The following is a 26901-nucleotide window of genomic DNA, read 5'->3' as shown; positions in this document are numbered from 1 at the left end:
CGATTGGCAAATATCTTCTAGATAGGAAGGAATAAACAATGAATAGTCGTACATTGCTTATGTTTTCCGCGATTAGTGGCTTCTTTTATGTTGCTTTTGGTGCATTTGCAACTCATAAGCTTGCACCTCATTTATCGCCACAACATTGGGAATATATTCAGTTAGCGATGCGCTACCAAATCGTCCATACCTTATTACTTGTCGGGATCGCGGCAATGTTAATGCGTAAAACTATTTTATGGTTTTATTGGGCGGGTATTTTCTTTGGTGTTGGTATTCTACTTTTCAGTGGTAGCCTTTATTGTATGGCGCTAACACAAGTCAGATTGTTATCTTATTTTACGCCAATTGGTGGATTTAGTTTTCTTATTGGTTGGGCTTTAATTTTTATTGGCGCTTTGCGTCTAAGGGCACCGGCGTCTCGCCATGAATAAAGTTGCATTATATTGTCGCCAAGGTTTTGAAAAAGAGTGCGCGGCTGAGATTACGGATAAAGCAGGTCAAATCGGCGTTTATGGTTTTCCTCGTGTTAAAGAGGGAAGTGGTTATGTGATTTTTGAATGCTACCAAGAAGGTGAAGCAGACAAGATCGCGCGCGAAGTGAATTTCCGTGAATTAATTTTTGCTCGTCAGATGTTTGTGACTGGTGAATTACTTAAAGATTTACCACCAGAAGATAGAATTACACCGATAGTTGGAATGCTAAAAGGTGCTGTCGAAAAAGCGGGTGAACTTCGAGTTGAAGTTGCAGATACTAACGAAAGCAAAGAGTTATTAAAATTCTGCCGTAAATTTACGGTGCCATTACGTAATCATTTACGTAATGAGAAAATTTTGCTGAAAGTAGAGAATTTTAGCCGCCCTATTATCCATGTGTTTTTTATTGCACCGGGATGTTGTTATGTTGGCTACTCTTATAGTTTTAATAACTCCGCATTTTATATGGGTATTCCTCGATTAAAATTCCCATCAGATGCACCAAGTCGTTCGACATTAAAACTCGAAGAAGCATTTCATATTTTCATTCCTTATGAGGAGTGGGAAGAGCGTTTAGCAAGTGGAATGAAAGCGGTTGATTTAGGGGCATGCCCTGGTGGTTGGACATATCAATTAGTGAAACGCAGTATGATGGTACATGCTGTTGATAATGGCCCAATGGCACAATCTTTGATGGATACAGGACAAGTTCGTCATCACCAAGTTGATGGCTTTAAATTTGAACCGACCTCTAAAAATATCACATGGCTTGTTTGTGATATGGTTGAAAAACCAGCTAAAGTTGCTGCATTAATGACAACTTGGATTGCTAATGAATGGTGTCGTGAAGCTATCTTTAATCTAAAACTGCCAATGAAAAAGCGTTATGAGGAAGTCTCTCATATTCTTGAAAAAATAAAGACAGAGTTAGCGGAAAAAGGGATCAACGTTAAGATCCAAGCTAAGCACCTGTATCACGATAGAGAAGAGATAACGGTTCATATTCAAAATATTTGGGCTGCTTATCGACCAGATCGTGAGTTCTAAAACCGCTCAAAGTACATCGATTTATTGATGATAATAAAAGGCTAAGTTTATAAATAGAAACTTAGCCTTTTTAATGGATGCGAGTTATTCAAAGATATTCACTCGTTAAGTTTTAACGTGTGGGAACTTGGCTATTTTAAACGTAACTGTTGTAGATTACCGTTTAATTGAATATCAGTACGCAATGTTGTGATTTTCCGGCTGATAAATGCAGACTCTTTATGAGTAATAAGTTTGTTTTTCCACTTAGTCGGAACATCATCAATATGCAGATAGAGTGATTCTAGATCTGGGTGAATTTGTAAAAGCTCGGTAGCGCTTTTAGGTCCAATACCAGGAACGCCAGCAACCTTACTACTATTTACGCCTGTTAAGCCCCAATAGTTGGTAAGTTGAGATGGTTCGACGCCAAATTCTGCTCTAATAAATTCTAAATCTAACCAGCGTCGTTGAAAATAATCGCGTATACGAATAGAGGGAGAAAGTAATTGGCAATAGCCTTTATCCGTTGAAATAATCGTGACTCGAAAACCCGCACTTGCCACTTTAGTTGCCAATGTTGCTGCAACGTCATCTGCTTCATCACCCCCTGAGTGCCAGCTTTGTATACCTAAATTAAGTAACATTGCTTTAATTTCAGGTAATTGTTGTCGCAAGTCATCAGGCATTGGTGTGCGACCCGCTTTATAATCGGGTAACAGTTGATGTCGCCAGCTACCGTCTCTATCGTCTTCATCAAAGACGGCTACGGCATGAGTCGGTTGTGTGTGACCAAGCAGTTGATTGACACTTTGTTCACACACCGTCTTGCAGGAAGAACCTGATGCCGCATGAATGCGGCGGATCAGGTTTAAAGCATCAATAATCAGCAAATGTATCATAATAAATTAGCTGATAATCTCGTAACATGGTTGGTAAGCTGTACCACCCGGAAGTTTCATACGATGTTGCTCAACAAAGCCTGCTAATAAAATATCCATGCGACGCATAATTTCACGATCACCATGAATTTTATAAGGGCCATAAGCTTCAATCGCTTTCATACCCACTTCTTTTACGTTACCTGCAACAATACCAGAGAATGCACGACGTAAGTCAGCCGCTAATTTCTCAGGTGATTGATCGGTGCTTAAATTAAGTGATGCCATATTTTCATGTGTTGGTTCAAAAGGATGCTGTAAATCAGTATTGATCTTCATTGACCAATTAAAGCTATAAGCATCACCCGTACTACGACGATTATCTTTTACCAAAGGCATATATTTTTTCATGATACGAGCAACTTCAGGCGCATCATCAATAATAATTTGGTAATGGCGTCGAGCTTCGTCGCCTAATGTATTGGCGATAAAGTCATCTAATACATTAAAGTAGTCGGCGCTCTCTTTAGGGCCAGTTAAAATCAGTGGTAATACTTGGTCTTGGTTTTCGGGAGACATAAGAATACCAAGCAGATACAGCAATTCTTCCGCTGTCCCTACACCACCCGGAAAAATAATAATTCCGTGTCCAATTCGTACGAAAGATTCCAGACGTTTTTCAATATCTGGCATAATAATCAGTTCGTTAACTAATGGATTTGGTGGCTCTGCAGCAATAATTGAAGGCTCTGTCATACCAATAAAACGACTATTTTTATAACGTTGTTGAGCATGACCCACCGCAGCCCCTTTCATAGGTGCTTCCATCGCACCAGGTCCACAGCCTGTGCAAATATTGAGTTCGCGTAACCCTAATTCGTTACCTACTTTTCTGCCGTAAAGGTATTCAGTTTCATTGATTGAGTGACCGCCCCAGCAAACAATCATATTAGGATCTTCATCAATATGAAGCGCTCGTGCATTACGCAAAATCGAGAAAATCGTATTAGTGATGTGGGTGCTATTTTCTAAGTTCAGGTGAAGATCACGTTTTGCTGTTGTGATCTGCCCGTGAACAAACAATATGTCACGCAGTACAGCAAATAAGTTAGCTTGCAGTGAGCGAATAATTTTTCCGTCAACAAAGGCGTCTTCAGGAGGGTTGACTAACTCTAGTTTGACGCCACGTTCACGGCGCAGTACGTTAATATCAAAATCTTGGTATTTAGATAACAGTTCTTTACTACTATCAGTAAGGCTACCAGAGTTGAGAACAGCGAGAGAACAATTGCGAAACAGCTGATAAAGATCACTGCTTGCGGTTCTCTTTAGCATATCAACTTCTAGCTGTGAAAGCAGATCCATGGAACCTAATGGGCTGACATGAGTTATCACGTAGGACTCCTTTTTCTCCTGAAATAACAAACTGAAGTGCAACTGATCTTGGTATAACACAGATCATATTAACATACAGGCATTATTCCGTTATTGTCTGGCTAATCGACTAATTTCTGGAACAAACTCACAATTACTGCGCCAAGGATTGATGTCTAATCCACCGCGTCGCGTATATCTTGCATAAACAGTTAATGTTTCTGGCTTACATAATTGCATGATATCGTGGAAAATTCGCTCAACACACTGTTCATGAAATTCATTGTGTTGTCTAAATGAAACTAAATAGCGTAGTAGTTTTTCACGATCAATTTTTTTACCCTTATATTGAATAGCAACTGAACCCCAATCTGGTTGATTAGTAATGAGGCAATTTGATTTTAACAGATGGCTGACAAGGGTTTCTTCAACCAGTGTATCGGTTGTCGATTCGTTTAACCATTGCATATCAAACTGATAATTATCAATTTCAATATCTTGTTCATCAATACACTCTCCAGCAAAATTAACAATAGGTTGTGATGTAAAATGCGAAAGTGGATAAATAGTTAGATTAACTTTGCCTTTAGCACAAGTCGTTAAATCTTTAAGCAAGGTTTTTTCGACGAGATCCCAACTTTCAAAACGAGTTTGATTAAAACTATTGAGATATAATTTAAAACTTTTAGATTCAATAAGATTTTCAGTGGTTGCATCTAATTCAACATGACCAATAGCAACTTGCGGTAAGCCCTTACTATTAAGCCATGATAGCTCATACATAGTCCAAATATCACCACCATGAAAAGGTAAATTTTCAGCAGTTAAAGAGAGTGAATCTCGATTTAGGCTACGTGGTACACCTTGCAATAGCCCGGCATCATATTGATCATGATATTGAGTCTCTTTGCCCAAAGATAATGCTTCAAGAGATTTATCACCTTGATATAAAGACATAATTTACATCCTAACTTTAGCTGAAAATAAAAGAAGGTTAATTATACTATTGAAACATCAATAGTATATGAATGCTTTATTTTTGGTGCTCTGAATTAGTGACATAATCAGGTAACATAAAGGAAATTCTTATTTAAATAGATAGAACAGATAATCATGACTGAAAACATCTCCTCTGAATTAAAAGCCTTTACGCAAAAGTATGTTGATTTGTGGCAAGAAAAATCAGGTTTACCTCCTGCAAGTGAAGATCTTTATGGTGTTCCTTCTATTTGTATATCAAGAACGGGCGATGAAGTTGTTTACTGGCTACCGCAGCCTTTTGTAGGAACAGATAAACTAGAAAAAGTTGAAAAAGCGATGGGGATTATTATTCGTCCTGAATTGCACAATTACTTTACCACTCAGTATGCTGGGGATATGCAGGTTCGTTTTAGAGAGGTCGATTTCAGCTTGATCCAAGTGTGGAGTGAAGAGGATTTTATTCGCTTACAAGAGAACATTATCGGTCATTTGGTGACTCAAAAGCGTTTAAAACTTACACCCACATTATTTATTGGTAGCACAGATTCAGAAAACGAAATAATTTCCGTGTGTAATGTTTCTGGTGAAGTCATTCTTGAAACTTTCGGCAAAAAGAAAAGAGAAGTTTTAGCTGAAAATTTATCTCTCTTTCTCTCAGAATTAGTCGCTGTATATAATGAGTGACGTAGTCTATAGCCCTTTTTTCTTGTGAGATATATCTTACAAAAAAGCGTGTATTTTTTTATCAAAAAACGTCACTGATAAAAATAAAATTGGTTTATTTAAATAGAACAATAAGTTATTAACTCATTGTTTTTATTTATAGTTACGGCTATTTAATTGCTTTTGTTTTGTGGGTTGTTTAACTAATCAATTATTGGCATTCTACGTTCACCAAATAAGGGACTGTTTGGTGACCGATAAAATATAGAGTAATCAAGGACACAGGAAATAGGATATTTCCATTAATGTGGATACGGACTTAATCACAGGGATAGATAAAAACGGTCTTGCTTGGACGCATGTGTTGTACAGACAACTATTTTTCTTGTCTAAAAGGAGTTTCGGCTCCTTTTATTTTTTATTTGTTTTCTGCTATTCCATCCCAATGTTATCCTTATTCGTAAGTTTTATATAAGGGATAAATGATGACACTAGAACAACGCATTTTAGCGAAATTGCTCTTGATTGAAGAAGAGATGAAGAACATTGAGCTATGGCAATTAGAATCTCCTACTGATCAAGCATTTGAAAGTGTTGAGCCTTTCTGTATTGATACAATGAGTGCTCATGAATGGTTACAGTGGGTATTAATTCCTCGATTGTCATCAATGATTGAAAACGAGATGCCATTACCTAATAAATTTGTAATCGCACCTTATTACGAAGAAGCATTTAAAGACGATAAAAGTCGAGATGTTACTGATTTACTCAATCATTTGCGTGAACTTGACGCAATGTTTAAATCATAAGGTCGATAATGCTAGATATTATTTATCAAGATGAACATCTTGTTGCGGTGAATAAACCTGCGGGTTGGCTTGTTCACCGCAGTTGGCTAGATAGACATGAAACCGTGTTTGTGATGCAGACACTAAGAGATCAAATAGGGCAACATGTTTTCCCTGTGCATCGTCTAGATAGACCTACATCAGGCGTTTTATTAATGGCACTTTCTTCTGATGTTGCTAGAGCGCTATCTCAATCTTTTGAGCAACATAAAACAGAAAAAATTTATCATGCTGTTGTTCGAGGATATGTTGAAGAGGCATCTGTTATTGATAGCCCTTTAGTCGAAGAACTCGACAAAATTGCAGATAAATTTGCAACTCAACCTCCACAAATCCAAGAGTGCGTGACGCACTGTCAGCCATTAGGAACTGTTGAAAAAGAGGTTGCGATTGGACGCTACCCTACATCTCGATTTAGTTTATTAGAGTTACGTCCTGAAACGGGGCGCAAGCATCAATTACGTCGCCATATGTCTCATATTCGACATCCAATTATTGGTGATACTGCTCACGGTGATTTGCGTCAAAACCGTGGTGTTGTAAATCATTTTCAATCTCATCGCTTGATGTTACATGCAAGCCATCTAAACTTAATTCATCCAATCACATTGCAACCACTTAACTTAACCGCTAAATGGGATCTGCCTTGGCAACACCTTATTAATCAATTTGGTTGGCGTGGATTAAGACCTGAATTAGAGCAGTATGGTGAAGATTTAGCTCATCATTTTTAATTCCTTTCTTAATTTTCAATATTACTTTCTTTGTGTGACTATTAAGGCTTTTTTACTTAAGTCTTAATGGTTTGCGCAAATTTATAATCTGTTTTAATTATTTGTAGAATATATAATTCTATTAATTGATCTGTTCACATGTTTGAAACGTGACAGCTATCATGTATTCATTAAGCGATTTATTTTATGATGTAAAATAAATAAGGCTTATCATTAGATAAGTTTATGAAATTAAACCTACACTACTTTAAACAAATAAAAACTTACAACATATAAAAACCCACAGTCCGGGAGTCTGCTTGATGTTTAAAAACCTATTTGTTGTTTTACAAAAAATCGGAAAGTCCTTGATGTTACCGGTATCTGTACTGCCTATTGCCGGTATTTTATTAGGGGTTGGTTCCGCTGATCTTTCATGGATCCCATCTTCTGTTTCTCAAGTTATGGCAGAGGCTGGTGGTTCGGTTTTCTCTAATATGCCACTTATTTTTGCTATTGGTGTTGCGTTAGGTTTTACCAATAATGATGGGGTGTCTGCACTGGCCTCTGTTGTAGCTTATGGCATTATGTCTAAAACTATGATTGTGGTTGCTCCTTGGGTTTTAGGTTTAACGCCAGCAGAAATTGAGGCTCAGCACCTTACTGATACAGGGGTATTAGGGGGGATCATCGCAGGTATTATTGCTGCCTCTATGTTTAATCGTTTTTATCGCATAAAATTACCTGAGTATTTAGGATTTTTTGCCGGAAAACGTTTTGTTCCTATTATTTCAGGCTTAATCGCTATTTTTGTTGGTATTATCCTAGCCTTTATTTGGCCTCCTATTGGTACCGCTATCCAACGTTTTTCGGAATGGGCTGCGTATCAAAACCCGGCTGTCGCCTTTGGTATTTACGGTGTTGTAGAACGTGCATTAGTGCCATTTGGTTTACACCATATCTGGAACGTACCGTTCCAAATGCAAGTGGGTGAATATGTAAATAGTGCAGGACAAGTCTTCCACGGTGATATTCCTCGCTATATGGCTGGTGACCCAACTGCGGGCATGTTATCAGGTGGCTTCTTATTTAAGATGTTTGGTTTACCTGCTGCCGCGATTGCCATTTGGCATTCAGCTCGTCCTGAGAATCGTGTAAAAGTCGGTGGTATCATGATTTCTGCGGCATTAACTGCCTTCTTAACAGGGATCACTGAACCTATCGAATTCTCATTTATGTTCGTCGCTCCTATTCTTTATGTTATTCACGCTATTTTAGCTGGTTTAGCATTTGTTATTTGTATCTTGTTAGGTATGCGTGATGGGACAAGTTTCTCTCATGGTTTAATTGATTTTATCGTATTGAGTGGCAATAGCAGTAAACTGTATTTATTCCCAATTATTGGCATACTTTATGCGATAACTTATTACTCTATTTTCCGTTTCTTAATCGTGAAACTAAACCTGAAAACCCCAGGTCGAGAAGTAGAAGATAAAAACGCGAAACAAGCTGATAAGAGTGCAATGGGACAATCTTTAGTCGCTGCGTTTGGTGGTAAGGACAATATCAGTAGTTTAGATGCTTGTATTACTCGTTTACGTATTGGCGTTAAAGAAATTGAAAAAGTCGATCGTGATGAGTTGAAAAGATTAGGTGCTGCTGGTGTTGTGGTAGTTGGCTCGGGTATTCAAGCCATTTTTGGCCCTAAGTCAGATAATCTAAAAACTGAAATGGATGAATATATAAGGTCTTTAGATACTACTGAATAATAAATAGCACTCTTTAACTAAAAAAACACGCTTAAATTTATTATTTAGCGTGTTTTTTTATATCATAGCGCGTATGAATTAAACTCTTTTTTGAAATTATTATCTGCTATTCAATAGTATTATGATTGTAATATTATAATTGAATATGAGTAATAATAATGGAAGTATATTTCAATAAGTTAGCAAATGTTTTACCTGCAAATGATAAAAGAGAAAATGTAGCGTTTTTACTATCTGAAAAAATAGCTAATTGTTCAAACTCATTACCTAATGATAGCTTTTTTATTTTAAAACATAAAATGAGTAACGTTTATGTTGATAATAATTTTCTCGCTGAAATAAAAAGTGAATTAACTGATGTAATTAATGAATATATAAAAGATGATCCTCATCATTTAGATAAAATTAATAAAGCTAATAATAAATTCGGTAGTGATTGTTTAGATAGAGAAAATATTAATTATCTTACAGCTATAAACCTTAACTCATTAGATACTATACAAAACTTTATTGATACTATAATTAGTAAAACAGACTCTTCTTCTCTGAAAGATAAAATTTTTAATAAAGATAATAATCCAGCTATTAATTTATTTTTTGAGAAGAATCTTTTGTGTAAATTTAATAAAAAATCTATTAGTAAATTAATTGAAGAGATGAAAAATAAAACAATAGAGTTAAACCCCGGGTGTAACCTACCTTTTATAGTGGATAAGAAAAAATATATATTTGTTAAGTTAGGTAATGTAGAAGCTGCTAATAATCAAGTTAAATTAGAAAATAAAGTTAAAATAGAAAGTAAAGATGATAATAATATTAAAATTTGTTTTAATAAAGATAATAATCCATTAAATAAAGAAAAGATTAAATCTGAGCTTACTAAATTTGAAATATCATTTAATTTTCTTAATGAAAATATTAATAAATTATATAATGTAATAAATAAATATTATAAATATGCAAGTCTTAGTAATGCTAATAATACCTTTAATTTTATTAAGGATGATGGTTCGCTTGAAGATTTTTATAAAATTATTAATGAAAAAGATGATGGAGGATATATAAGAGAACGCTTAAATAATTATAGTAAATTTAATGAAGCACATAGAACACTTAATGTTTTTTATCAAGATTATATTAATTTATTTAGAGAAGAAAAATTAGAAAAAATCGAGATTAATAAATTATTAGAAATGACGAGAAAGGTGGAATCTAATACAGATTCCTTAGCGATTGAATTAAAATCGCTGGAGTCTTTCTCTAATGCTTATAATGATTATGAAAAGAAAATAAAAAATAAAGTTTCCAATATAGCAATTAAAAATAGTTCTTGCAGTTCGATTAATGAAATTACAACAAAAACAAATGAGTGCTTATCATTATTAGATGAGTGTATAAAAAGAAAGGAAATAGGTTTTTTTTCTAAAGTATATAAATTATTTTTTCCTAAAAGACATAATGAATCTGTTAGTTTATTAATTGATTATAAGAGTGAAATTAATAAAATATCATCTTATCTTGAACTTTATAAAGAAGAAGTAAATAAATATTTCATTATCGGTGATATTTGTTTAATGGTTACATCAAAGTTATCTAAAATAAATTATCCTGAAAGTTTATTAGGTTATTTATATGGAGAAAAGAGTAAGTGGGATAATTTTAAACAATCTCTTTTTAAAAAGGATGAGTGAATTTATTCTCATTGAGAATGAATTGACAATATTATATGTTTGATGTTTAGTTGGTGAATTATCAAACAATATTAAGTGGGCTAAACATTATGGCTAAAATCGGCATTTTTGTAGGTACAGTTTATGGTAATGCATTAGCAGTTGCTGAAGAGGCACAGCGTATTTTACTTGAACATAAACATCAAGCTAATGTTTACGAAGACGGTACACTCGCAGATTGGGAAAAATATTCAACAGTGCTTGTGATAACGTCAAGTACTGGGCAAGGTGATTTACCTGATACCATCGCGCCTCTATTTCATGAACTACGTGATAATGTAGGATATCAGCCAAACCTAAGTTATGGCTTGATTGCCTTAGGCGATAGTAGCTATGACTATTTTTGTGGTGCAGGGATGAAATTTGATGAGTTGTTACAAGAGCATCAAGCAAAGCGTATTGGCGAAATATTAAAAATAGACGGTATAGATATCGCGGAGCCAGAAGTATTTGCAATAGAGTGGCTTGAAAACTGGGTTAACCTATTAGATTAAGTAGAAAATAATCTAATATTTGATTGGTTAATAAAATAGTGAATTATATTTTGTATTTTAAAACACCGCTTATTTCTGTTTTATACAGTAAGTAAGCGGTGCTTTTTATAAAACGGACATACATATCAGCTAATATGGCTTGTTATTAGCGGCGAGTCAGTTTTTCTAAATCAGCTTCAATCTCAGCAATTTTATTTGCTACAACATGCTCAAGGTGGCGCAAGTCGTCTAGGATCTTGTGTTTTAAATCGACTTCTACTTGGTCTTGTTGGCAAATTTGATCTAATTCTTCAATAACATAACGTAAGTTAGTATTGATTTCATTTACTTCTTTAAAACCTTGTCCTGATTGACCATCAGAAATTGTTTTACGTTGGCGTGGATATTTAAATTTTACGCTTTTTGCAAAGAATTCACCTTTATCTTTGCGAAAATAGATTTTTAAAATATCGTTGTTAGCTTCTTGGCGTAGGGTATAGCGGTCAATATCTTCAGGATGCGGGATCCCTAAATTTTTTAAATTATCGTACATATATTGGCACCTGATAGAAAGATGAGTGAAAGAATAGCGAACAGAATTAATTCTATCCGCTGTTCTTATATTAGTCGATAGATCTTAACAATTCATTAATACCAACTTTTCCACGCGTTTTTGCGTCAACTTTTTTCACGATCACGGCACAGTAAAGACTGTAGCTTCCATCTTTAGAAGGTAAATTGCCTGACACAACAACAGAGCCAGCAGGAACTCGGCCATAATGTACTTCGCCTGTTTCTCTGTCATAAATTTTGGTACTTTGACCAATATAAACGCCCATTGAAATAACAGCGCCTTCTTCGACAATAACACCCTCAACAATTTCAGAGCGAGCGCCAATAAAGCAGTTATCTTCAATAATGGTAGGATTTGCTTGTAGTGGTTCTAAAACGCCACCAATACCAACACCACCAGAGAGATGGACATTTTTCCCTATCTGAGCGCATGAACCTACTGTTGCCCATGTATCAACCATGCTACCTTCATCAACGTAAGCACCAATGTTGACATAAGATGGCATTAAAATAGTGTTGCGAGCGATGTAAGCCCCTTGTCTAACTGCTGCGGGAGGAACAACACGAAAACCTTCTTTTTCAAAACGTGCTTGGTCATAATCAGCGAATTTCATAGGCACTTTGTCAAAATAGCGACTTTCATTGCCATCTATCACTTGATTGTGATTAATACGAAAAGAAAGTAGAACCGCTTTTTTTAACCATTGATGAGTTATCCACTGACCGTCAATTTTTTCCGCGACACGCATTTTTCCGCTGTCTAGTAGTGCAATAACGCTATTAATGGCATCACGAATATGTGGCTCTACGTTATTTGGAGTGATATCAGCACAATGTTCGAAGGCGTTATCAATAATAGATTGTAATGCTTGCATTAATAGTATTTCCTATATGTATTGTCGTGGGCTCCTATATTTTATCCTTTGAAACGAGGGCTTTTGTCAACCTTTCTACGACTTCATCCTTCATTTTTTGGTTTAACGCATTATTTTCGCTATCGGTTAATACGAAGAAATCCTCAACACGTTCACCTATTGTGGTTATTCTTGCGCCATGTAATGAAAGTGAAAGATCAGCAAAAACTTTACCTATAATGGCTAATAATCCCGGGCGATCTCGTGCAAATAGCTCCATATAAGTACGCTTATTATGGTTAGAAGCGATAAAGTTAATTTTCGTCGGAACATCAAAATGACGTAATTTGGCTGGTAATGAGCGTGTTTTTGCATTGGCATTATAAGGGGCTGATACAACTTGGATCAGCGCGTTACGGATTGCATTATATCTATCAATCGCCAAAGGTTTACCATTAGGCTCTAATACAATAAAGGTATCCATCGCCATATTATCGCGGTTAGTAAAAATTTGAGCGTTATGGATACTTAAATTACGTCTATCTAATTCACCTGCAACAGATGCAAAAAGGGAAGGTCTATCAGCACACCAAATAAAGATTTCAGTGCCGCCATGTTCAGTTTGTTGGCTGATTAACACCATAGGTTCAGCACTATTATGCTCAATTAATGCTAGCGCATGCCATGCAATTTGTTCGGGAGTGTGTCGTAAAAAATAGTCAGCATGGCAACGTCCCCAAATTGCTTGCAATTTATCTTCATCAACCTGTTCCATTCGTAAAATAGTTAGTGCTTGCAAACGATGATGGCGAATACGTTCACGTAAATCAGGAATAGAGTGCATACCTTGACGTAACTGGTTTTCTGTTGATAGAAAAAGTTCACGTAATAGGCTCTGTTTCCAGCTATTCCATAGGCTGCTATTGGTTGCGCAGATATCCGCAACCGTTAAGCATAAAAGATAACGTAATCGGCTTTCGTTTTTTACTTCTGATGCAAACTGAAAAATAATGTCAGGATCTTGAATATCACGTCGTTGCGCTGTAACCGACATAAGTAAGTGATGACTAACAAGCCATTCAACTAATGCCGATTCTCTTTGGTTTAAGCCATGCTGCTGAGCAAAATGAGCAACATCTTTGGCTCCTAATATGGAGTGATCGCCATGGCGACCTTTGGCAATATCATGAAAAAGTGCAGCTAAACGTAGTAATTCAAGTTGAGGAAGTTTGGGATAAATATCAACACAAAGCGGATGTTGTTCGTGGTTTTCATAAGAATCAAAACTTTCAAGTTTTTGTAAAACACGAATGGTATGTTCATCAACGGTATAGGCATGGAATAAATCAAACTGCATTTGACCCACAATATTATTCCATTGTGGGAAGTAAGCCGCTAATACACTGTGTTTGTGCATAGGAACGAAAGCACCAGAAACTGCGCGAGGATGGCGCAAGATCTGCATAAAAACTTGACGAGCTAGTGGGTACTCACATAACGGCTGAACTAAATGCCGACGAGCGTAACGTAAATGGCGGAGAGTTGTTGAATAAATTCCTGTGATCTCTTTATGTTCTGCCATACGTAAAAAGAGGCGCATAATAGCGATAGGATCATCAAGGAAGCAACTGTCATCAACAACATCAATTAAGGAGCCTCTTAGTTGAAATTCATTGTCTAAAGGTCGTGGTTTTACATTAGGTTGCAGAGCAAGAATAGCTTCGTCAAAGAGTTGAAGTAACATATCGTTTAACTCACTCACGCGACGAGTTACGCGATAATAATCTTTCATCATTTTTTCAACGGGCTGATTGCCTTCACCTTCATAATTTAAAAGTTGAGCAACGCTGAGTTGTCTATCAAACAATAGGCGATTGTCATAACGAGAAAGTACAAGATGGAGAGCAAAACGAATTTTCCATAGCGTGTATTGGCACTCTAATAGCTCTTGTCCTTCTGCCGGTGTTAAAAAGCCAAAGTTGACCATTTCAGACACTGATGCGGCACCAAAATGGCGATGTGCGACCCAAATTAGGGTGTGAATATCGCGCAGTCCACCAGGGCTACTTTTAATGTCCGGCTCTAGATTATAACTAGTGCTATGGTATCGCTGATGTCTCTGTTTTTGTTCTTCAACTTTTGCAGCAAAAAAATCAGGTGATGGCCAAAACCCTTGGCTAAAAATATGGTTAATTAATTGCTGATAAAGTGAATTATTCCCACAAATAAGACGCGCTTCTAGTAAGTTTGTGGCAACCGTTAAATCTGAAAGACCTTCTAAAAGACATTCTTCCATTGTTCTAACACTGGCACCAATTTCAAGACGTACATCCCACAGTAATGTTATGAGTTTGCTGACTTTATCTTCTGCTTCTGGTGATAAAGGTGTCTCACTTAAAAAGAGAAGATCAATATCAGAAAGTGGATGTAATTCTTGCCTGCCATAACCACCGACAGCAATGATACTAAGGTCTGGATAATCGGATAGTTGTGTATAGCGCCACAATTGCGTTAAGAGTTGATCAATGAAATGGCTACGGGCTTGAAGTAATAAAGCGACATCAACATCATGATGGAAAGCATCTGTTAACCAAGACTGAAATTGCTCGATTGATTGCTTAAGTTCAGCACAATTTTGGGTATTTTCTGTCAGCAAAAAAGGGGAAGGGGGCGGAGTTTGAAATGCGTTTTTATGAGTCATTGTTCGTCTTCTTTCTCAATGTTTGCTTATGACATTAAGACTAATGTTAAAACGATAACCTGACTAGTGATTCTGCTATTTCGTAGCAAATAAAATAAAAAAAGCGACACATCTCGAAAAAATATGTCGCTTTTACATTTTTAGCTAAAAAAGAAGTTTATTCGTTAACTAATACTGCAGAAATAAACGGTTCTTCTTCTTTACGTAATGTCATGATTTCACAGCCATTATCGGTAACGACTAACGTATGTTCGTATTGCGCAGACCAACCTCTGTCTTTCGTTTTAACAGTCCAGCCATCTTTCATTGTACGAATACGGTAATCACCTGTGTTTACCATTGGCTCAATGGTGAATGCCATGCCTTTTTGTAGCACAACACCGCTATCATCTGCATCGTAGTGTAAAACTTGAGGTTCTTCATGGAAGCCTTCACCAATACCGTGACCACAATATTCTCGGACAACAGAATAGTCATGACCTTCAACAAACTTTTGAATTGCTTTGCCAAGCTCACGTAAGCGAATACCCGGTTTAACCATTTTAATGGCAAGGTAGAGGCTTTCTTGGGTGATACGGCATAAACGTTCACCTTGTATTGTTGGTTTACCTACGATAAACATTTTTGAAGTATCGCCATGAAAACCATCTTTAATGACAGTGACATCAATATTAACGATATCGCCATCTTTAAGGATTTTCTCTTCGCTAGGAATGCCGTGGCAAATAACATCGTTAACCGAAATACAAACTGATTTAGGGAAACCATGATAGTTAAGACAAGCAGGAATAGCCTGTTGTGCGTTAACAATATGTTCATGGCAAATACGGTCTAATTCAGCGGTGTTTACGCCAGGTTTTACGAACGGTGCGATAATTTCAAGAACTTCTGCCGCAAGACGACCTGCGACGCGCATTTTTTGAATATCTTCTTCTGTCTTGATTACAATAGCCATTTGAGTTCTTCGTCTAGATTAAAAGCCACAATACGAATTAGATAACACACTTTGTTGCATTCATATTTTGTATTGCAGGTTAAATGAATGATGATGAGAAATAATTCTGATTACCATTTATGATATCAGCAGAAAGTAGGTGTGCCAATAAAGAGGATATGTGCAATCTGTCTGATATCGAGAATAATGACGAACATTACGCCTTCTTAATCTGATTGTCTTTACATATTGCGCTTTTCTATTTGGTGTTTTCTAGCAAATTGATATTAGAGCAATATTTATCATCATTGCGGTAATCTTGCTTTTTTCTTTGTTCAAATGATGTGTTTTTATGCCAAATAAGCCCGTGGTAAACGTAAGTAATGGTGGTTTTTTGAGGTTATTTATGGTATAAAGCGCGCCGGAGTTCTGTTATTGCATCACACTGTGAGTAATGGCAGTAAATCTGAAACATTCAATTGTGTTAATTACACACACAAATCGGCACATAACGCCGGGGTGCTCTTATGTAAAGGTCAAATCTTTACAGCTGATGAGTCGGTCGTATGGGATTTGTGGACGAAATAACCCCAAATTTAAATTTATAGAGGTCTAAAATGGCAACTGTTTCAATGCGCGATATGCTGCAAGCCGGTGTTCACTTCGGTCACCAAACTCGTTACTGGAATCCAAAAATGAAACCATTCATCTTTGGTGCGCGTAACAAAGTTCATATCATTAACTTGGAAAAAACTGTTCCAATGTTCAATGAAGCTCTGGTTGAACTGAACAAAATTGCTTCTCGTAAAGGCAAAATCCTGTTTGTTGGTACTAAGCGCTCTGCCGTTGAAGCTGTTAAAGAAGCAGCAGAAAGCTGTGACCAGTTTTATGTAAACCACCGCTGGTTAGGCGGTATGCTGACTAACTGGAAAACTGTTCGTCAGTCAATCAAACGCCTGAAAGATTTAGAATCACAATCTCAGGACGGTACTTTTGACAAACTGACCAAGAAAGAAGCGTTAATGCGTTCTCGTGAACTTGGTAAGTTAGAAAACAGCCTGGGTGGTATCAAAGACATGGGCGGTTTACCTGACGCTCTGTTTGTTATCGATGCTGAACACGAACACATTGCTATCAAAGAAGCAAACAACCTGGGTATTCCAGTATTTGCTATCGTTGATACTAACTCTGATCCAGATGGTATCGACTTCATTATCCCTGGTAATGACGATGCAATCCGTGCGGTTAAATTATATCTGACCGCTGCAGCTACAGCTGTTCGTGAAGGTCGTTCTCAAGATCTGGCTGTTCAGGCTGAAGAAGGCTTAGTCGAAGCTGAATAATAAGGCATGCTCGTAAGAGCCCTTATTTAACCAGGTATTGCTATATATTGGTTAGGGGGCCTCAATTGGCCCCCTTTACACATCTGCTATGAGAACATCTATGGCTAGCCCATAGAAAAGTCGAGGAAGAAACAAATGTCTGGAATTACCGCTGCATTGGTAAAAGAACTGCGTGAACGTACTGGCGCAGGCATGATGGAATGTAAAAAAGCGCTGGTTGAAGCTAATGGTGATATCGAATTAGCAATCGACAACATGCGTAAATCAGGTCAAGCTAAAGCGGCTAAAAAAGCAGGCCGTGTTGCTGCTGAAGGTATCATCCTTGCAGAAGTTGCTGCTGATGGTAAATTCGGTGCGCTGGTTGAACTGAACTGTGAAACAGACTTCGTTGCTAAAGATGCTGGTTTCATCGCTTTCGGTAAAGAAGTTATGGCTACTGTATTAGCAGACAAAACTGATGATATCGATGCTCTGAAAGCTAAATTCGAAGAAGCACGTACTGCATTAGTTGCTAAAATCGGTGAAAACATCAATATTCGTCGTGTTGCTGTATTAGAAGCTGAAGAATTAGGTACTTACCTACACGGCGCTCGCATCGGTGTTTTAGTTTCAGCTAAAGGCGCTAACGAAGAGCTGATCAAACATATTGCTATGCACGTTGCTGCAAGCAAACCAGAATATGTTCGTCCTGAAGATGTTCCTGCTGATGTTGTTGAACATGAGCACCAAATTCAGATGGATATCGCAATGCAATCAGGTAAACCACGCGAAATCGCAGAAAAAATGGTTATCGGTCGCATGAACAAATTCACCGGTGAGATTTCTCTGACTGGTCAGCATTTCGTAATGGATCCAAGCAAAACTGTTGGTGAACTGCTGAAAGAAAACAATGCTGATGTTATCAACTTCGTTCGTTTCGAAGTTGGTGAAGGTATTGAGAAAGTTGAAGCTGATTTCGCAGCAGAAGTTGCTGCAATGAGCAAATAATAACGCTTAGCGTTAACAGAACCGCCTAATGGCGGTTCTGTTTTGTTGTAATCTCCACTGGCTGTTTGCTTTTTTTTGTTAAAAAGAGAAGCTATCTAAAACCTCCAATTAACTAATCTGCTTAGGACAGAACACCATGGCTACCAATGCAAAACCTGTATATCAGCGAATTTTATTAAAGCTGAGTGGCGAAGCCCTGCAAGGCGCAGAAGGTTTCGGTATCGATGCGAGCGTACTTGATCGCATGGCTCAGGAAATCAAAGAACTCGTTGAATTAGGTATACAAGTCGGTGTCGTAATTGGCGGTGGTAACTTGTTCCGTGGCGCAGGTCTTGCTGCGGCAGGTATGAACCGTGTTGTGGGTGACCACATGGGAATGCTCGCGACAGTAATGAATGGTTTAGCAATGCGTGATTCATTGCACCGTGCTTATGTAAACGCACGCCTTATGTCTGCATTTCCACTGAATGGTGTCTGCGATAACTATAGTTGGGCAGAAGCAATTAGCTTATTACGTCACGGTCGAGTCGTTATTTTCTCGGCTGGTACAGGTAACCCATTCTTTACTACCGATTCAGCTGCGTGCTTACGCGGTATTGAAATTGAAGCTGACGTTGTATTAAAAGCAACGAAAGTGGACGGCGTTTATTCTGCCGATCCAACCAAAGATCCTGATGCAGTACTTTATGAAACGCTGACTTATCAGGATGTATTAGAACGTGAATTGAAAGTCATGGATCTTGCTGCATTCACATTAGCCCGAGATCATAATTTACCTATCCGCGTATTCAATATGAATAAACCGGGTGCATTACGTCGGGTTGTAATGGGTGAAAGTGAAGGAACTTTGATTTCTCACGCTTAATACACAGAGACAACGGTATAATTTGGCGTTAACATCTAGGTACGCCAATTCATTTATGTCGGTATGATTTCATATCGACTGGAAGATAACCAGTTCCCAAGGGTTTATAACGTGATTAATGAAATCAAAAAAGATGCTCAAGAACGCATGGATAAAAGCGTTGAAGCACTAAAAAGCCAGATTAATAAAGTTCGTACTGGTCGTGCGTCTCCTAGCCTTTTAGATGGCATTGTAGTTGAATACTACGGAGCGCCAACGCCATTAAACCAAGTTGCTAACGTTGTCGCAGAAGATGGCCGTACACTGGCAATCACTGTATTCGACCGTACTTTAGCACCGGCTGTTGAAAAAGCGATTATGGCATCAGATTTAGGCTTAAATCCTTCATCTGCTGGCACCATTATCCGTGTTCCACTGCCTCCATTAACTGAAGAACGTCGTAAAGATCTAATCAAAGTTGTTCGTGGTGATGCAGAACAAGGTCGCGTTTCTGTTCGTAATATCCGTCGTGATGCTAACGATAAAGTAAAAGCATTACTGAAAGATAAAGAAATCAGCGAAGATGATGAACGCCGTTCACAAGATGACATTCAGAAGTTAACTGATATGTTCATTAAAAAAATTGATGATGCATTAGCGCTGAAAGAAGCAGAGTTAATGGAATTCTAATTTTTATATCTTTTTTCGATAATGCCGCTTTTTAGCGGCATTATTTTTAATTATTTATTTGAAAATTCGTGCTTAATACCTTCTTTTGTCACATTATTTATTAAAGTTTTCATCTTTAATCCTCATTTACCTTGCCATACTGATATAATTCTCTTTAATTAAAACGTTGTAGACATACTGATTGATTAATAAATGAAACAAATAACTATATTAGGCTCCACAGGGTCTATCGGAACTAGCACTCTTTCCGTAATTGAAAATAATCCTGATGAGTATCAAGTTCTTGCTCTAGCCGCAGGAAAAAATGCAGACAAAATGGCGCAACAGTGCCTTGCTTTCCAGCCTAAATATGCTGTGATGTCTGATGAAAAAAGTGCAATCCAACTTAAGCAGTTACTCGCTAATACATCTTGTAAAACAGAAATTCTATCTGGCTCTCATGCGATCAATGAAATTGCGGCTCTTGATGAAGCTGATCAAGTTATGTCTGCTATCACTGGTGTTGCGGGATTAAAACCGACACTTGCAGCTATTGAAAAAGGCAAAAGAATTCTGTTAGCAAATAAAGAATCACTGATAACGAGTGGGCGTCTTTTCTTTGATGCGGTGGCTAAATATGGCGCGACAATTTTACCCATTGATAGCGAACATAATGCAATTTATCAAAGCTTACCTAAAGCAATTCAAGAAAACCTAGGTCATGCATCTTTAGCCAATGAAGGTGTAACAAGCATTTTGTTAACAGGCTCTGGCGGACCATTTCGTTATACGCCATTAGAAGCACTGGAAGCAATGACGCCAGATCAAGCATGTGCGCATCCAAATTGGTCTATGGGGCGTAAAATTTCGGTTGATTCTGCAACAATGATGAATAAAGGGCTTGAGTATATTGAAGCTCGTTACTTCTTTAATGCTTCTGAAGAAGAAATGGAAGTTATTATTCATCCACAATCTGTCATTCACTCAATGGTTCGCTATCGTGATGGCAGTATTATTGCTCAAATTGGTGAGCCAGATATGAGAACACCAATTGCATACTCAATGGCTTATCCTCATCGCACTCAATCTGGTGCAAAAGCATTAGATTTCTTTGAGATTCAATCTCTCGAGTTTATTCGTCCAGATTATCAACGTTACCCTTGTTTAGCACTTGCTATTGAAGCATCAAAACGTGGACAAGCGGCAACCACAGTGTTAAATGCAGCTAATGAAGTAGTTGTTGATGCATTTTTACACGAAAAAGTGAAATTTACTGATATTGCTAAAATTAATCGCAAAGTTGTTGAACATTTTGACTTATCAGAGCCTCAAAGCATTAATGATGTCCTAGAAATTGATAAATTAGCAAGATTAGAAACTCATCAGATAATCACTCAATTTGTATAATGGTGATTATATTTAATATAGGGTGTTTGTTCGTCTTTCTGGCTAATGGTATAGTTGCCGAATCACTAAAGACAATAATGAAAATTAACAGTTCATTACTAAGGCTATTGCTTTAGCAACTTTGAGGCTTTGCCAAAGGCCGTGGGTGACACGGTTTTTTTTTGTGCATAGGTTATCCGAAGAGGACTGTCTGTATTAGTATCAGATTAGCAAAGGGTTAAATTGAGTGAACTTATCCAGTGACGATTCATCCGCATCAAAACCAAAGCATGTTGCTATCATTATGGATGGCAATGGACGCTGGGCTAAAAAGCAAGGGAAACTCCGAGTAACGGGGCATCGCGCGGGAATTAAAGCAGTTCGGGATGCGGTTAGCTTTTCCGTAAAACACAAAATTGAATCACTAACGTTATATGCATTTAGTAGCGAAAATTGGAATAGACCAGAGCAGGAAGTCAGTTCTCTCATGGAGTTATTTGTTTTTGCTTTAGATAACGAAGTGAAAAGCCTGCATAAACATAATGTTAAATTGACTGTCATTGGTGATATCAGCCGTTTTAGCCGCCGTTTACAAGATCGAATTAAAAGTTCTGTGGCACTCACTGCGAATAATACAGGGCTTAATTTAAATATTGCGGCTAATTATGGCGGTCGATGGGATATTACTCAAAGCGTAAAACAATTAGCAACATCCCTCGCAAAAGGGGAAATTAGTCTCGACGATATTAATGAAAATACAATATCTTCACATCTTTGTTTGCAGGATCAGCCTGATGTCGATCTTGTTATTCGTACAGGTGGCGAGCATCGTATAAGTAATTTTCTTATTTGGCAGATTGCTTATGCTGAGCTGTATTTTACACAGGTTTTATGGCCTGATTTTGATGAACAAGTTTTTCAGAATGCATTAGATGCTTTTGCTAAACGGGAAAGACGTTTCGGTGGTACTACATCAGAAACAGATACTATAAATCTGGGAGGATAACTTGCTTAAGTATCGTGTCATCACTGCATTAATTTTAATCCCTATTGTTATTGCTGCACTATTTCTACTTCCTCCAGCAGGTTTTGGATTGGTCATTATCGCAATATCAGGCTTAGCGGGTTGGGAATGGGCGCAATTTATTGGCTGGCATTCTCAAGGTAAACGTATTGCGACAGGGATCGGTTTTGCTGCATTGTTAGTGATTATGCAGTTTTCTTTACCTAATTTTGACCACCTACTAGACACTCCAATGATAAAAAATGGTTTGTGGGCGGGTTTAATTTGGTGGGTAGCAGCAATTTTATTAGTTGTAAGTTATCCTAATTCAGCCAATATGTGGAAAAATTCAGTTTTTATTAAGCTATTGTTCGGTATATTGACGATTGTTCCTTTTTATTGTGGCATGATGGCGCTGCGTATGTTGGGTTATAACACTGACACTTATACAGGCGCATGGTGGTTACTGTATGTCATGTTATTAGTTTGGGCTGCTGACTCTGGTGCTTATGCTTTCGGGCGTTTAATAGGAAAACATAAAATGGCACCTAAAGTATCCCCAGGTAAAACCCTTGAAGGGTTAGTTGGTGGGTTGATTACGGCAGGTATTGCATCGTGGTTATTTACTTATTTTGCACCTGTGACTGAAGTACCCAACAACTTGTTATTAATATCTGGCGTTGTTGTCATAGTATCCGTATTTGGTGACCTAGCAGAAAGCATGTTTAAACGTGTTTCAGGCATTAAAGACAGTAGCCAATTGATACCGGGGCATGGCGGTGTGCTTGATAGAATTGATAGTTTGACTGCGGCTATCCCAGTCTTTGCAGGATTGGTCTTTCTGATTTCTTCTGGCTTTAAACTATAAAGGTAAGTAATGGGTATCCTGTGGAATCTTGCCGCGTTTATTATCGTTTTAGGTATTTTAATTACGGTACATGAATTTGGGCATTTTTGGGTAGCTAGGCGCTGTGGTATTTATGTTGAGCGTTTTTCTATTGGTTTTGGAAAAGCAATTTGGCGCAAAATAGATAAACATGGCACTGAATTTGTTATCGCATGGATACCTTTGGGTGGCTATGTAAAAATGTTAGATGAAAGAGTTGCTGAGGTTGCACCTGAGCGCCGTCATCTTGCATTTAATAATAAAACAGTTGGCCAACGTGCTGCGGTTGTTGCCGCAGGACCTATTGCCAATTTTTTGTTAGCGATAGTCGCCTATTGGATAGTTTTTATGATAGGTGTTCCTGCATTAAAACCTATAATTGCAGACATTCGTCCGAATTCTATCGCAGAACAAGCAAAATTAACGCCCGGAATGGAACTAAAATCCGTTGCAGGTATCGAAACGCCTGATCAGAATGCAGTTCGTTTAGCGTTGGTTGGTCAAATTGGTGCCAAAGAGGTTTCATTCGTTGTTTCAGATCCAAATTCTCTTTCTGAGAGTGAGAATATACTGAATTTACAACAATGGAGTTTTGACCCCGAAAAACAAGATCCTATCTTGTCTCTAGGGATAATGCCTGTTGGCGCACGATTAGACTCAAAGATTATTGAAGTTACGGAAGGCTCCGCTGCTGAAAAAGCGGGTTTACAGGCAGGGGATCGTATCGTTAAAGTTGACGGTCAGCCAATTGATACATGGCATCCATTTACTTATTTTGTTCGACAAAGTCCAAATAAGGTCTTGGAGCTTCTTGTTGAACGTAACGGCTCCTCGTTGATGTTAAATATTACACCGACAGCTGTTGCACTGAAAGATGGTACTGAAGTTGGGCAAGTTGGTGCGCAATTGCAAATATTACCTCCTGATGAGCAATATTTGATAATGCAGCAATACAACCCATTTTCAGCGCTCTATGAAGCATCTGATAAAACATGGCAGTTGATGGGTTTAACTGTCAAAATGATTGGCAAGTTAGTCGTAGGTGATGTCAAATTAACTAACCTTAGTGGACCTGTTTCTATCGCGAAAGGCGCAGGAATGTCTGCTGATTCTGGTTTTATTTATTATTTGATGTTTATGGCGCTTATCAGTGTCAATTTGGGGATCATTAACTTGTTTCCCCTGCCTGTCCTAGATGGCGGGCACCTGCTTTTCCTGGTTATCGAGAAGATAAAGGGAGGGCCGGTATCTGAGCGTGTACAAGATTTCTGTTATCGTATTGGTATTATGGCACTGATGCTTTTAATGGGACTTGCACTTTTCAATGATTTCTCTCGCTTATAATTGGTAAGCAGGGACCGGTTAGGAAAACACAAAACAACGATGGCGATGAAAAAGTTGCTTATAGCGTCGCTGCTGCTGGGCAGCGCCACTGCATACGGTTCAGACGGATTCGTAGTTCAGGACATTCAATTTGAAGGTCTTCAACGCGTCGCCGTTGGTGCAGCATTACTGAACATGCCTGTCCGGGTTGGAGACTCGGTCGGTAATGATGATATCAGCCGAACTATCCGTTCATTATTTGCGACAGGAAACTTTGATGATGTTCGTGTCCTGCGTGACGGAAATACTCTGATTGTTCAAGTAAAAGAGCGTCCAACTATTGCCAGCATTACTTTCTCTGGTAACAAAGCAATCAAGGAAGAGATGCTAAAACAGAACCTTGATGCTTCTAACATTCGTATTGGTGAAACGCTTGACCGTACAATGCTAGCGAATATCGAGAAAGGGCTTGAAGATTTCTATTATAGTGTTGGTAAATATAATGCAACTGTAAAAGTGGTTGTTACACCTCTTCCTCGTAATCGTGTTGACTTAAAACTCGTGTTTGCAGAGGGTGTTTCAGCAACTATTCAGCAAATCAACATTGTTGGTAATAAAGCATTTTCTACGGCTGAGCTAGTTAACCGCTTCCAATTACGTGATGATGTTCCTTGGTGGAACTTAGCGGCTGATGAAAAATATCAGAAGCAAAAATTGGCTGGTGACTTAGAAACATTAAGAAGTTTCTATCTTGATCGTGGTTATGCACGTTTTGATATTGAATCGACGAATGTCAGTTTAACGCCAGACAAAAAAGGAATTTACATTACCATTAACCTGAAAGAAGGTGATAAATACACAGTAGAAAATACTGAGGTCAATGGTAATACAGCGGGTTACACTAAACAAATTGAAGAGCTTATCGAAATTGCACCTGGCTCTCTTTATAATGGCGCGCAAGTCACTAAAACAGAAAATGATATTAAAAATCTGTTAGGTCGTTATGGATATGCTTATCCTCGCGTTATGACAAACCCTGAAATTAATGATGAAAATAAAACCGTGAAACTGCATGTAAACGTAGATGCAGGAAACCGCTTCTATGTTCGTCAAGTCCGTTTCGCTGGTAATGACATCACTAAAGACTCTGTTTTACGTCGTGAAATGCGTCAAATGGAAGGTGCATGGTTAGGTAGCGATTTAGTTGAACAAGGTAAAGAGCGTTTAAATCGTTTAGGTTATTTTGAAACGGTTGAAACAGAAACTCAGCGTATTCCTGGTTCTCCTGATCAGGTTGATATCGTTTACCGCGTAAAAGAGCGTAACACAGGCTCCCTTAACTTTGGTGTCGGTTTCGGTACTGAAAGTGGTGTGAGCTTCCAAGTGGGTGTTACTCAAGATAACTGGTTAGGTACAGGTAACGCAGTTGCTATTAATGCGAGTAAAAATGATTACTCAACTTATGCAGAATTATCTGTGACTGACCCATACTTTACCGTTAATGGTGTGAGTTTAGGCGGTCGAGTTTTCTATAATGACTTCCGCGCTAATGATGCTGATTTATCAGGTTATACCAATAAATCTTATGGTCTAGATGGTACATTAGGCTTCCCAATTAATGAATATAACTCGGCACGTCTTGGCTTAGGCTATACTCATAATGGTCTGTCACGTATGGAACCGCAGGTTGCTATGTGGCGCTACCTAGAAAGTATGGGTGAAAATCCTGGCTTTGATAAACGTGAATCGTTTAACGCTGATGACTATACGGTCAGTCTGGGCTGGACATTTAATAACTTAAACAAAGGTTTCTTCCCAACCTCAGGTGCGAGAAGTAACTTAAGTGGACGTGTGACTATACCTGGCTCTGACAACAAGTACTATAAAGTCACTTGGGACGGTATGTACTATTACCCAATTAATGAGAAAGAGTCTTGGGTAACCTTACTTAAAGGGCGTTTAGGCTACGGCGATGGTTTAGGTGGTAAAGAATTACCATTCTATGAAAACTTCTATGCAGGTGGTTCTGGTACAGTTCGTGGTTTCCGTTCAAATAATATCGGCCCTAAAGCGATTTATTTGCAGAAAAAAGACGGTGTAGTATCACCAAAACCGGGTGAGCCATCTAGCGATGCTATCGGTGGTAACGCAATGGCGGTGGCAAGTTTTGAGCTGATCACTCCAACGCCATTTGTAGATGATAAATACTCATCTTCAGTCAGAACGTCTCTGTTTGTTGATGCAGGTACGGTGTGGGATACTAAGTGGAGTAGCACTAACTCAGCTTGGACAGCAGGTATGCCTGATTATAGCCGTGCAAGTGATATACGTGTTTCAACCGGTGTTGCGTTACAATGGTTATCTCCTTTAGGTCCGTTAGTATTCTCTTATGCTAAGCCAATAAAAGATTACGAAGGCGATAAATCAGAGCAATTCCAGTTTAATATTGGTAGAACGTGGTAG

24 protein-coding genes are annotated in these 26901 nt (G+C 38.0%); 17 read left to right on the top strand and 7 right to left on the bottom strand.

Annotation, left to right across the window (positions count from 1 at the left end):
• Positions 1 to 38 precede the first annotated feature (38 nt).
• Positions 39 to 434: a DUF423 domain-containing protein gene (locus BTA34_RS13325; protein WP_036913817.1), complete on the top strand. Its 396-nt coding sequence runs from the start codon at positions 39 to 41 to the stop codon at positions 432 to 434.
• Entirely contained in the window at positions 427 to 1524 is a 1098-nt protein-coding gene (gene rlmM / locus BTA34_RS13320) for a 23S rRNA (cytidine(2498)-2'-O)-methyltransferase RlmM (RefSeq protein ID WP_151435987.1), read from the top strand. Before BTA34_RS13325 ends, rlmM begins: the two co-directional genes overlap by 8 nt.
• A gap of 131 nt (positions 1525 to 1655) precedes the next feature.
• On the opposite strand, the gene xni is transcribed toward rlmM, so the two are convergent.
• From xni to queF, 3 genes are all read right to left on the bottom strand, one after another.
• Entirely contained in the window at positions 1656 to 2405 is a 750-nt protein-coding gene (gene xni / locus BTA34_RS13315; RefSeq protein ID WP_151435986.1) for a flap endonuclease Xni, read from the bottom strand.
• Between the two features lie 6 nt (positions 2406 to 2411).
• Positions 2412 to 3779: a nucleotide 5'-monophosphate nucleosidase PpnN gene (ppnN, locus tag BTA34_RS13310; RefSeq protein ID WP_151435985.1), complete on the bottom strand. Its 1368-nt coding sequence runs from the start codon at positions 3777 to 3779 to the stop codon at positions 2412 to 2414.
• 90 nt (positions 3780 to 3869) lie between these two features.
• On the bottom strand, positions 3870 to 4715 hold the full coding sequence (gene queF / locus BTA34_RS13305) for an NADPH-dependent 7-cyano-7-deazaguanine reductase QueF (RefSeq protein WP_151435984.1): 846 nt from the start codon (positions 4713 to 4715) through the stop codon (positions 3870 to 3872).
• 156 nt (positions 4716 to 4871) lie between these two features.
• Here queF and syd point away from each other — a divergent pair, with 156 nt between their 5' ends.
• The 6 genes from syd (at position 4872) to BTA34_RS13275 (ending at position 10956) form a co-directional block, all read left to right on the top strand.
• Positions 4872 to 5423 (top strand): SecY-interacting protein, encoded by a 552-nt coding sequence (gene syd / locus BTA34_RS13300; RefSeq protein WP_151435983.1) that lies wholly within the window; start codon positions 4872 to 4874, stop codon positions 5421 to 5423.
• 464 nt (positions 5424 to 5887) lie between these two features.
• Positions 5888 to 6211 (top strand): YqcC family protein, encoded by a 324-nt coding sequence (locus BTA34_RS13295; RefSeq protein ID WP_151435982.1) that lies wholly within the window; start codon positions 5888 to 5890, stop codon positions 6209 to 6211.
• Positions 6212 to 6219: 8 nt separating this feature from the next.
• The gene (truC, locus tag BTA34_RS13290) at positions 6220 to 6984 is read left to right on the top strand and encodes a tRNA pseudouridine(65) synthase TruC (protein WP_151435981.1); all 765 of its coding nucleotides are present in this window, start codon (positions 6220 to 6222) and stop codon (positions 6982 to 6984) included.
• A gap of 302 nt (positions 6985 to 7286) precedes the next feature.
• Entirely contained in the window at positions 7287 to 8732 is a 1446-nt protein-coding gene (ptsG, locus tag BTA34_RS13285; RefSeq protein WP_151435980.1) for a PTS glucose transporter subunit IIBC, read from the top strand.
• Between the two features lie 158 nt (positions 8733 to 8890).
• Positions 8891 to 10423 carry a hypothetical protein gene (locus tag BTA34_RS13280; RefSeq protein ID WP_151435979.1) on the top strand — a complete coding sequence of 511 codons (1533 nt, stop codon included), beginning with the start codon at positions 8891 to 8893 and terminating at the stop codon, positions 10421 to 10423.
• Positions 10424 to 10512: 89 nt separating this feature from the next.
• On the top strand, positions 10513 to 10956 hold the full coding sequence (locus tag BTA34_RS13275; protein ID WP_151435978.1) for a flavodoxin: 444 nt from the start codon (positions 10513 to 10515) through the stop codon (positions 10954 to 10956).
• A gap of 145 nt (positions 10957 to 11101) precedes the next feature.
• Here BTA34_RS13275 and BTA34_RS13270 read toward each other — a convergent pair whose 3' ends face one another.
• From BTA34_RS13270 to map, 4 genes are all read right to left on the bottom strand, one after another.
• On the bottom strand, positions 11102 to 11488 hold the full coding sequence (locus BTA34_RS13270) for a DUF3461 family protein (RefSeq protein WP_006535910.1): 387 nt from the start codon (positions 11486 to 11488) through the stop codon (positions 11102 to 11104).
• Positions 11489 to 11558: 70 nt separating this feature from the next.
• The gene (gene dapD / locus BTA34_RS13265) at positions 11559 to 12383 is read right to left on the bottom strand and encodes a 2,3,4,5-tetrahydropyridine-2,6-dicarboxylate N-succinyltransferase (RefSeq protein ID WP_151435977.1); all 825 of its coding nucleotides are present in this window, start codon (positions 12381 to 12383) and stop codon (positions 11559 to 11561) included.
• Positions 12384 to 12417: 34 nt separating this feature from the next.
• Entirely contained in the window at positions 12418 to 15063 is a 2646-nt protein-coding gene (gene glnD / locus BTA34_RS13260; protein ID WP_151435976.1) for a bifunctional uridylyltransferase/uridylyl-removing protein GlnD, read from the bottom strand.
• Positions 15064 to 15220: 157 nt separating this feature from the next.
• Positions 15221 to 16018 (bottom strand): type I methionyl aminopeptidase, encoded by a 798-nt coding sequence (gene map / locus BTA34_RS13255; RefSeq protein ID WP_075671708.1) that lies wholly within the window; start codon positions 16016 to 16018, stop codon positions 15221 to 15223.
• A 596-nt stretch (positions 16019 to 16614) separates the two neighbouring features.
• Between map and rpsB the strand changes: the two genes are divergently transcribed.
• The 9 genes from rpsB (at position 16615) to bamA (ending at position 26901) form a co-directional block, all read left to right on the top strand.
• The gene (rpsB, locus tag BTA34_RS13250; RefSeq protein WP_023582712.1) at positions 16615 to 17340 is read left to right on the top strand and encodes a 30S ribosomal protein S2; all 726 of its coding nucleotides are present in this window, start codon (positions 16615 to 16617) and stop codon (positions 17338 to 17340) included.
• Between the two features lie 135 nt (positions 17341 to 17475).
• On the top strand, positions 17476 to 18327 hold the full coding sequence (gene tsf, locus BTA34_RS13245; RefSeq protein ID WP_072064261.1) for a translation elongation factor Ts: 852 nt from the start codon (positions 17476 to 17478) through the stop codon (positions 18325 to 18327).
• Positions 18328 to 18463: 136 nt separating this feature from the next.
• Positions 18464 to 19192 (top strand): UMP kinase, encoded by a 729-nt coding sequence (gene pyrH / locus BTA34_RS13240; protein ID WP_023582710.1) that lies wholly within the window; start codon positions 18464 to 18466, stop codon positions 19190 to 19192.
• A gap of 111 nt (positions 19193 to 19303) precedes the next feature.
• The gene (frr, locus tag BTA34_RS13235; protein ID WP_099074409.1) at positions 19304 to 19861 is read left to right on the top strand and encodes a ribosome recycling factor; all 558 of its coding nucleotides are present in this window, start codon (positions 19304 to 19306) and stop codon (positions 19859 to 19861) included.
• 192 nt (positions 19862 to 20053) lie between these two features.
• Positions 20054 to 21247 (top strand): 1-deoxy-D-xylulose-5-phosphate reductoisomerase, encoded by a 1194-nt coding sequence (ispC, locus tag BTA34_RS13230; protein ID WP_151435975.1) that lies wholly within the window; start codon positions 20054 to 20056, stop codon positions 21245 to 21247.
• Positions 21248 to 21530: 283 nt separating this feature from the next.
• Positions 21531 to 22232: a polyprenyl diphosphate synthase gene (uppS, locus tag BTA34_RS13225; protein ID WP_265576340.1), complete on the top strand. Its 702-nt coding sequence runs from the start codon at positions 21531 to 21533 to the stop codon at positions 22230 to 22232.
• A 1-nt stretch (position 22233) separates the two neighbouring features.
• Entirely contained in the window at positions 22234 to 23097 is an 864-nt protein-coding gene (gene cdsA, locus BTA34_RS13220; RefSeq protein WP_151435973.1) for a phosphatidate cytidylyltransferase, read from the top strand.
• Between the two features lie 9 nt (positions 23098 to 23106).
• Positions 23107 to 24459: a sigma E protease regulator RseP gene (gene rseP / locus BTA34_RS13215; protein ID WP_151435972.1), complete on the top strand. Its 1353-nt coding sequence runs from the start codon at positions 23107 to 23109 to the stop codon at positions 24457 to 24459.
• Between the two features lie 39 nt (positions 24460 to 24498).
• Positions 24499 to 26901, top strand: coding sequence for an outer membrane protein assembly factor BamA (gene bamA / locus BTA34_RS13210; protein WP_151435971.1), 2403 nt, complete (start codon positions 24499 to 24501; stop codon positions 26899 to 26901).

The organism is Proteus sp. CD3 (genome assembly GCF_008808075.1).
Lineage (GTDB): Bacteria > Pseudomonadota > Gammaproteobacteria > Enterobacterales > Enterobacteriaceae > Proteus > Proteus appendicitidis.
This window is presented reverse-complemented; position numbering and strand designations above follow the sequence as displayed.

What these genes read in the sequence shown, in the direction of transcription:
- BTA34_RS13295 (WP_151435982.1), top strand. Translation starts at nt 5,888, where the DNA reads ATGACACTAGAACAACGCATTTTAGCGAAATTGCTCTTGATTGAAGAA.
- pyrH (WP_023582710.1), top strand. Translation starts at nt 18,464, where the DNA reads ATGGCTACCAATGCAAAACCTGTATATCAGCGAATTTTATTAAAGCTG.
- BTA34_RS13280 (WP_151435979.1), top strand. Translation starts at nt 8,891, where the DNA reads ATGGAAGTATATTTCAATAAGTTAGCAAATGTTTTACCTGCAAATGAT.
- ispC (WP_151435975.1), top strand. Translation starts at nt 20,054, where the DNA reads ATGAAACAAATAACTATATTAGGCTCCACAGGGTCTATCGGAACTAGC.
- queF (WP_151435984.1), bottom strand. Translation starts at nt 4,715, where the DNA reads ATGTCTTTATATCAAGGTGATAAATCTCTTGAAGCATTATCTTTGGGC.
- rlmM (WP_151435987.1), top strand. Translation starts at nt 427, where the DNA reads ATGAATAAAGTTGCATTATATTGTCGCCAAGGTTTTGAAAAAGAGTGC.
- rseP (WP_151435972.1), top strand. Translation starts at nt 23,107, where the DNA reads ATGGGTATCCTGTGGAATCTTGCCGCGTTTATTATCGTTTTAGGTATT.
- dapD (WP_151435977.1), bottom strand. Translation starts at nt 12,383, where the DNA reads ATGCAAGCATTACAATCTATTATTGATAACGCCTTCGAACATTGTGCT.
- BTA34_RS13275 (WP_151435978.1), top strand. Translation starts at nt 10,513, where the DNA reads ATGGCTAAAATCGGCATTTTTGTAGGTACAGTTTATGGTAATGCATTA.
- xni (WP_151435986.1), bottom strand. Translation starts at nt 2,405, where the DNA reads ATGATACATTTGCTGATTATTGATGCTTTAAACCTGATCCGCCGCATT.
- syd (WP_151435983.1), top strand. Translation starts at nt 4,872, where the DNA reads ATGACTGAAAACATCTCCTCTGAATTAAAAGCCTTTACGCAAAAGTAT.
- bamA (WP_151435971.1), top strand. Translation starts at nt 24,499, where the DNA reads ATGGCGATGAAAAAGTTGCTTATAGCGTCGCTGCTGCTGGGCAGCGCC.
- ptsG (WP_151435980.1), top strand. Translation starts at nt 7,287, where the DNA reads ATGTTTAAAAACCTATTTGTTGTTTTACAAAAAATCGGAAAGTCCTTG.
- BTA34_RS13325 (WP_036913817.1), top strand. Translation starts at nt 39, where the DNA reads ATGAATAGTCGTACATTGCTTATGTTTTCCGCGATTAGTGGCTTCTTT.
- tsf (WP_072064261.1), top strand. Translation starts at nt 17,476, where the DNA reads ATGTCTGGAATTACCGCTGCATTGGTAAAAGAACTGCGTGAACGTACT.
- BTA34_RS13270 (WP_006535910.1), bottom strand. Translation starts at nt 11,488, where the DNA reads ATGTACGATAATTTAAAAAATTTAGGGATCCCGCATCCTGAAGATATT.
- map (WP_075671708.1), bottom strand. Translation starts at nt 16,018, where the DNA reads ATGGCTATTGTAATCAAGACAGAAGAAGATATTCAAAAAATGCGCGTC.
- glnD (WP_151435976.1), bottom strand. Translation starts at nt 15,063, where the DNA reads ATGACTCATAAAAACGCATTTCAAACTCCGCCCCCTTCCCCTTTTTTG.
- rpsB (WP_023582712.1), top strand. Translation starts at nt 16,615, where the DNA reads ATGGCAACTGTTTCAATGCGCGATATGCTGCAAGCCGGTGTTCACTTC.
- truC (WP_151435981.1), top strand. Translation starts at nt 6,220, where the DNA reads ATGCTAGATATTATTTATCAAGATGAACATCTTGTTGCGGTGAATAAA.
- uppS (WP_265576340.1), top strand. Translation starts at nt 21,531, where the DNA reads ATGGATGGCAATGGACGCTGGGCTAAAAAGCAAGGGAAACTCCGAGTA.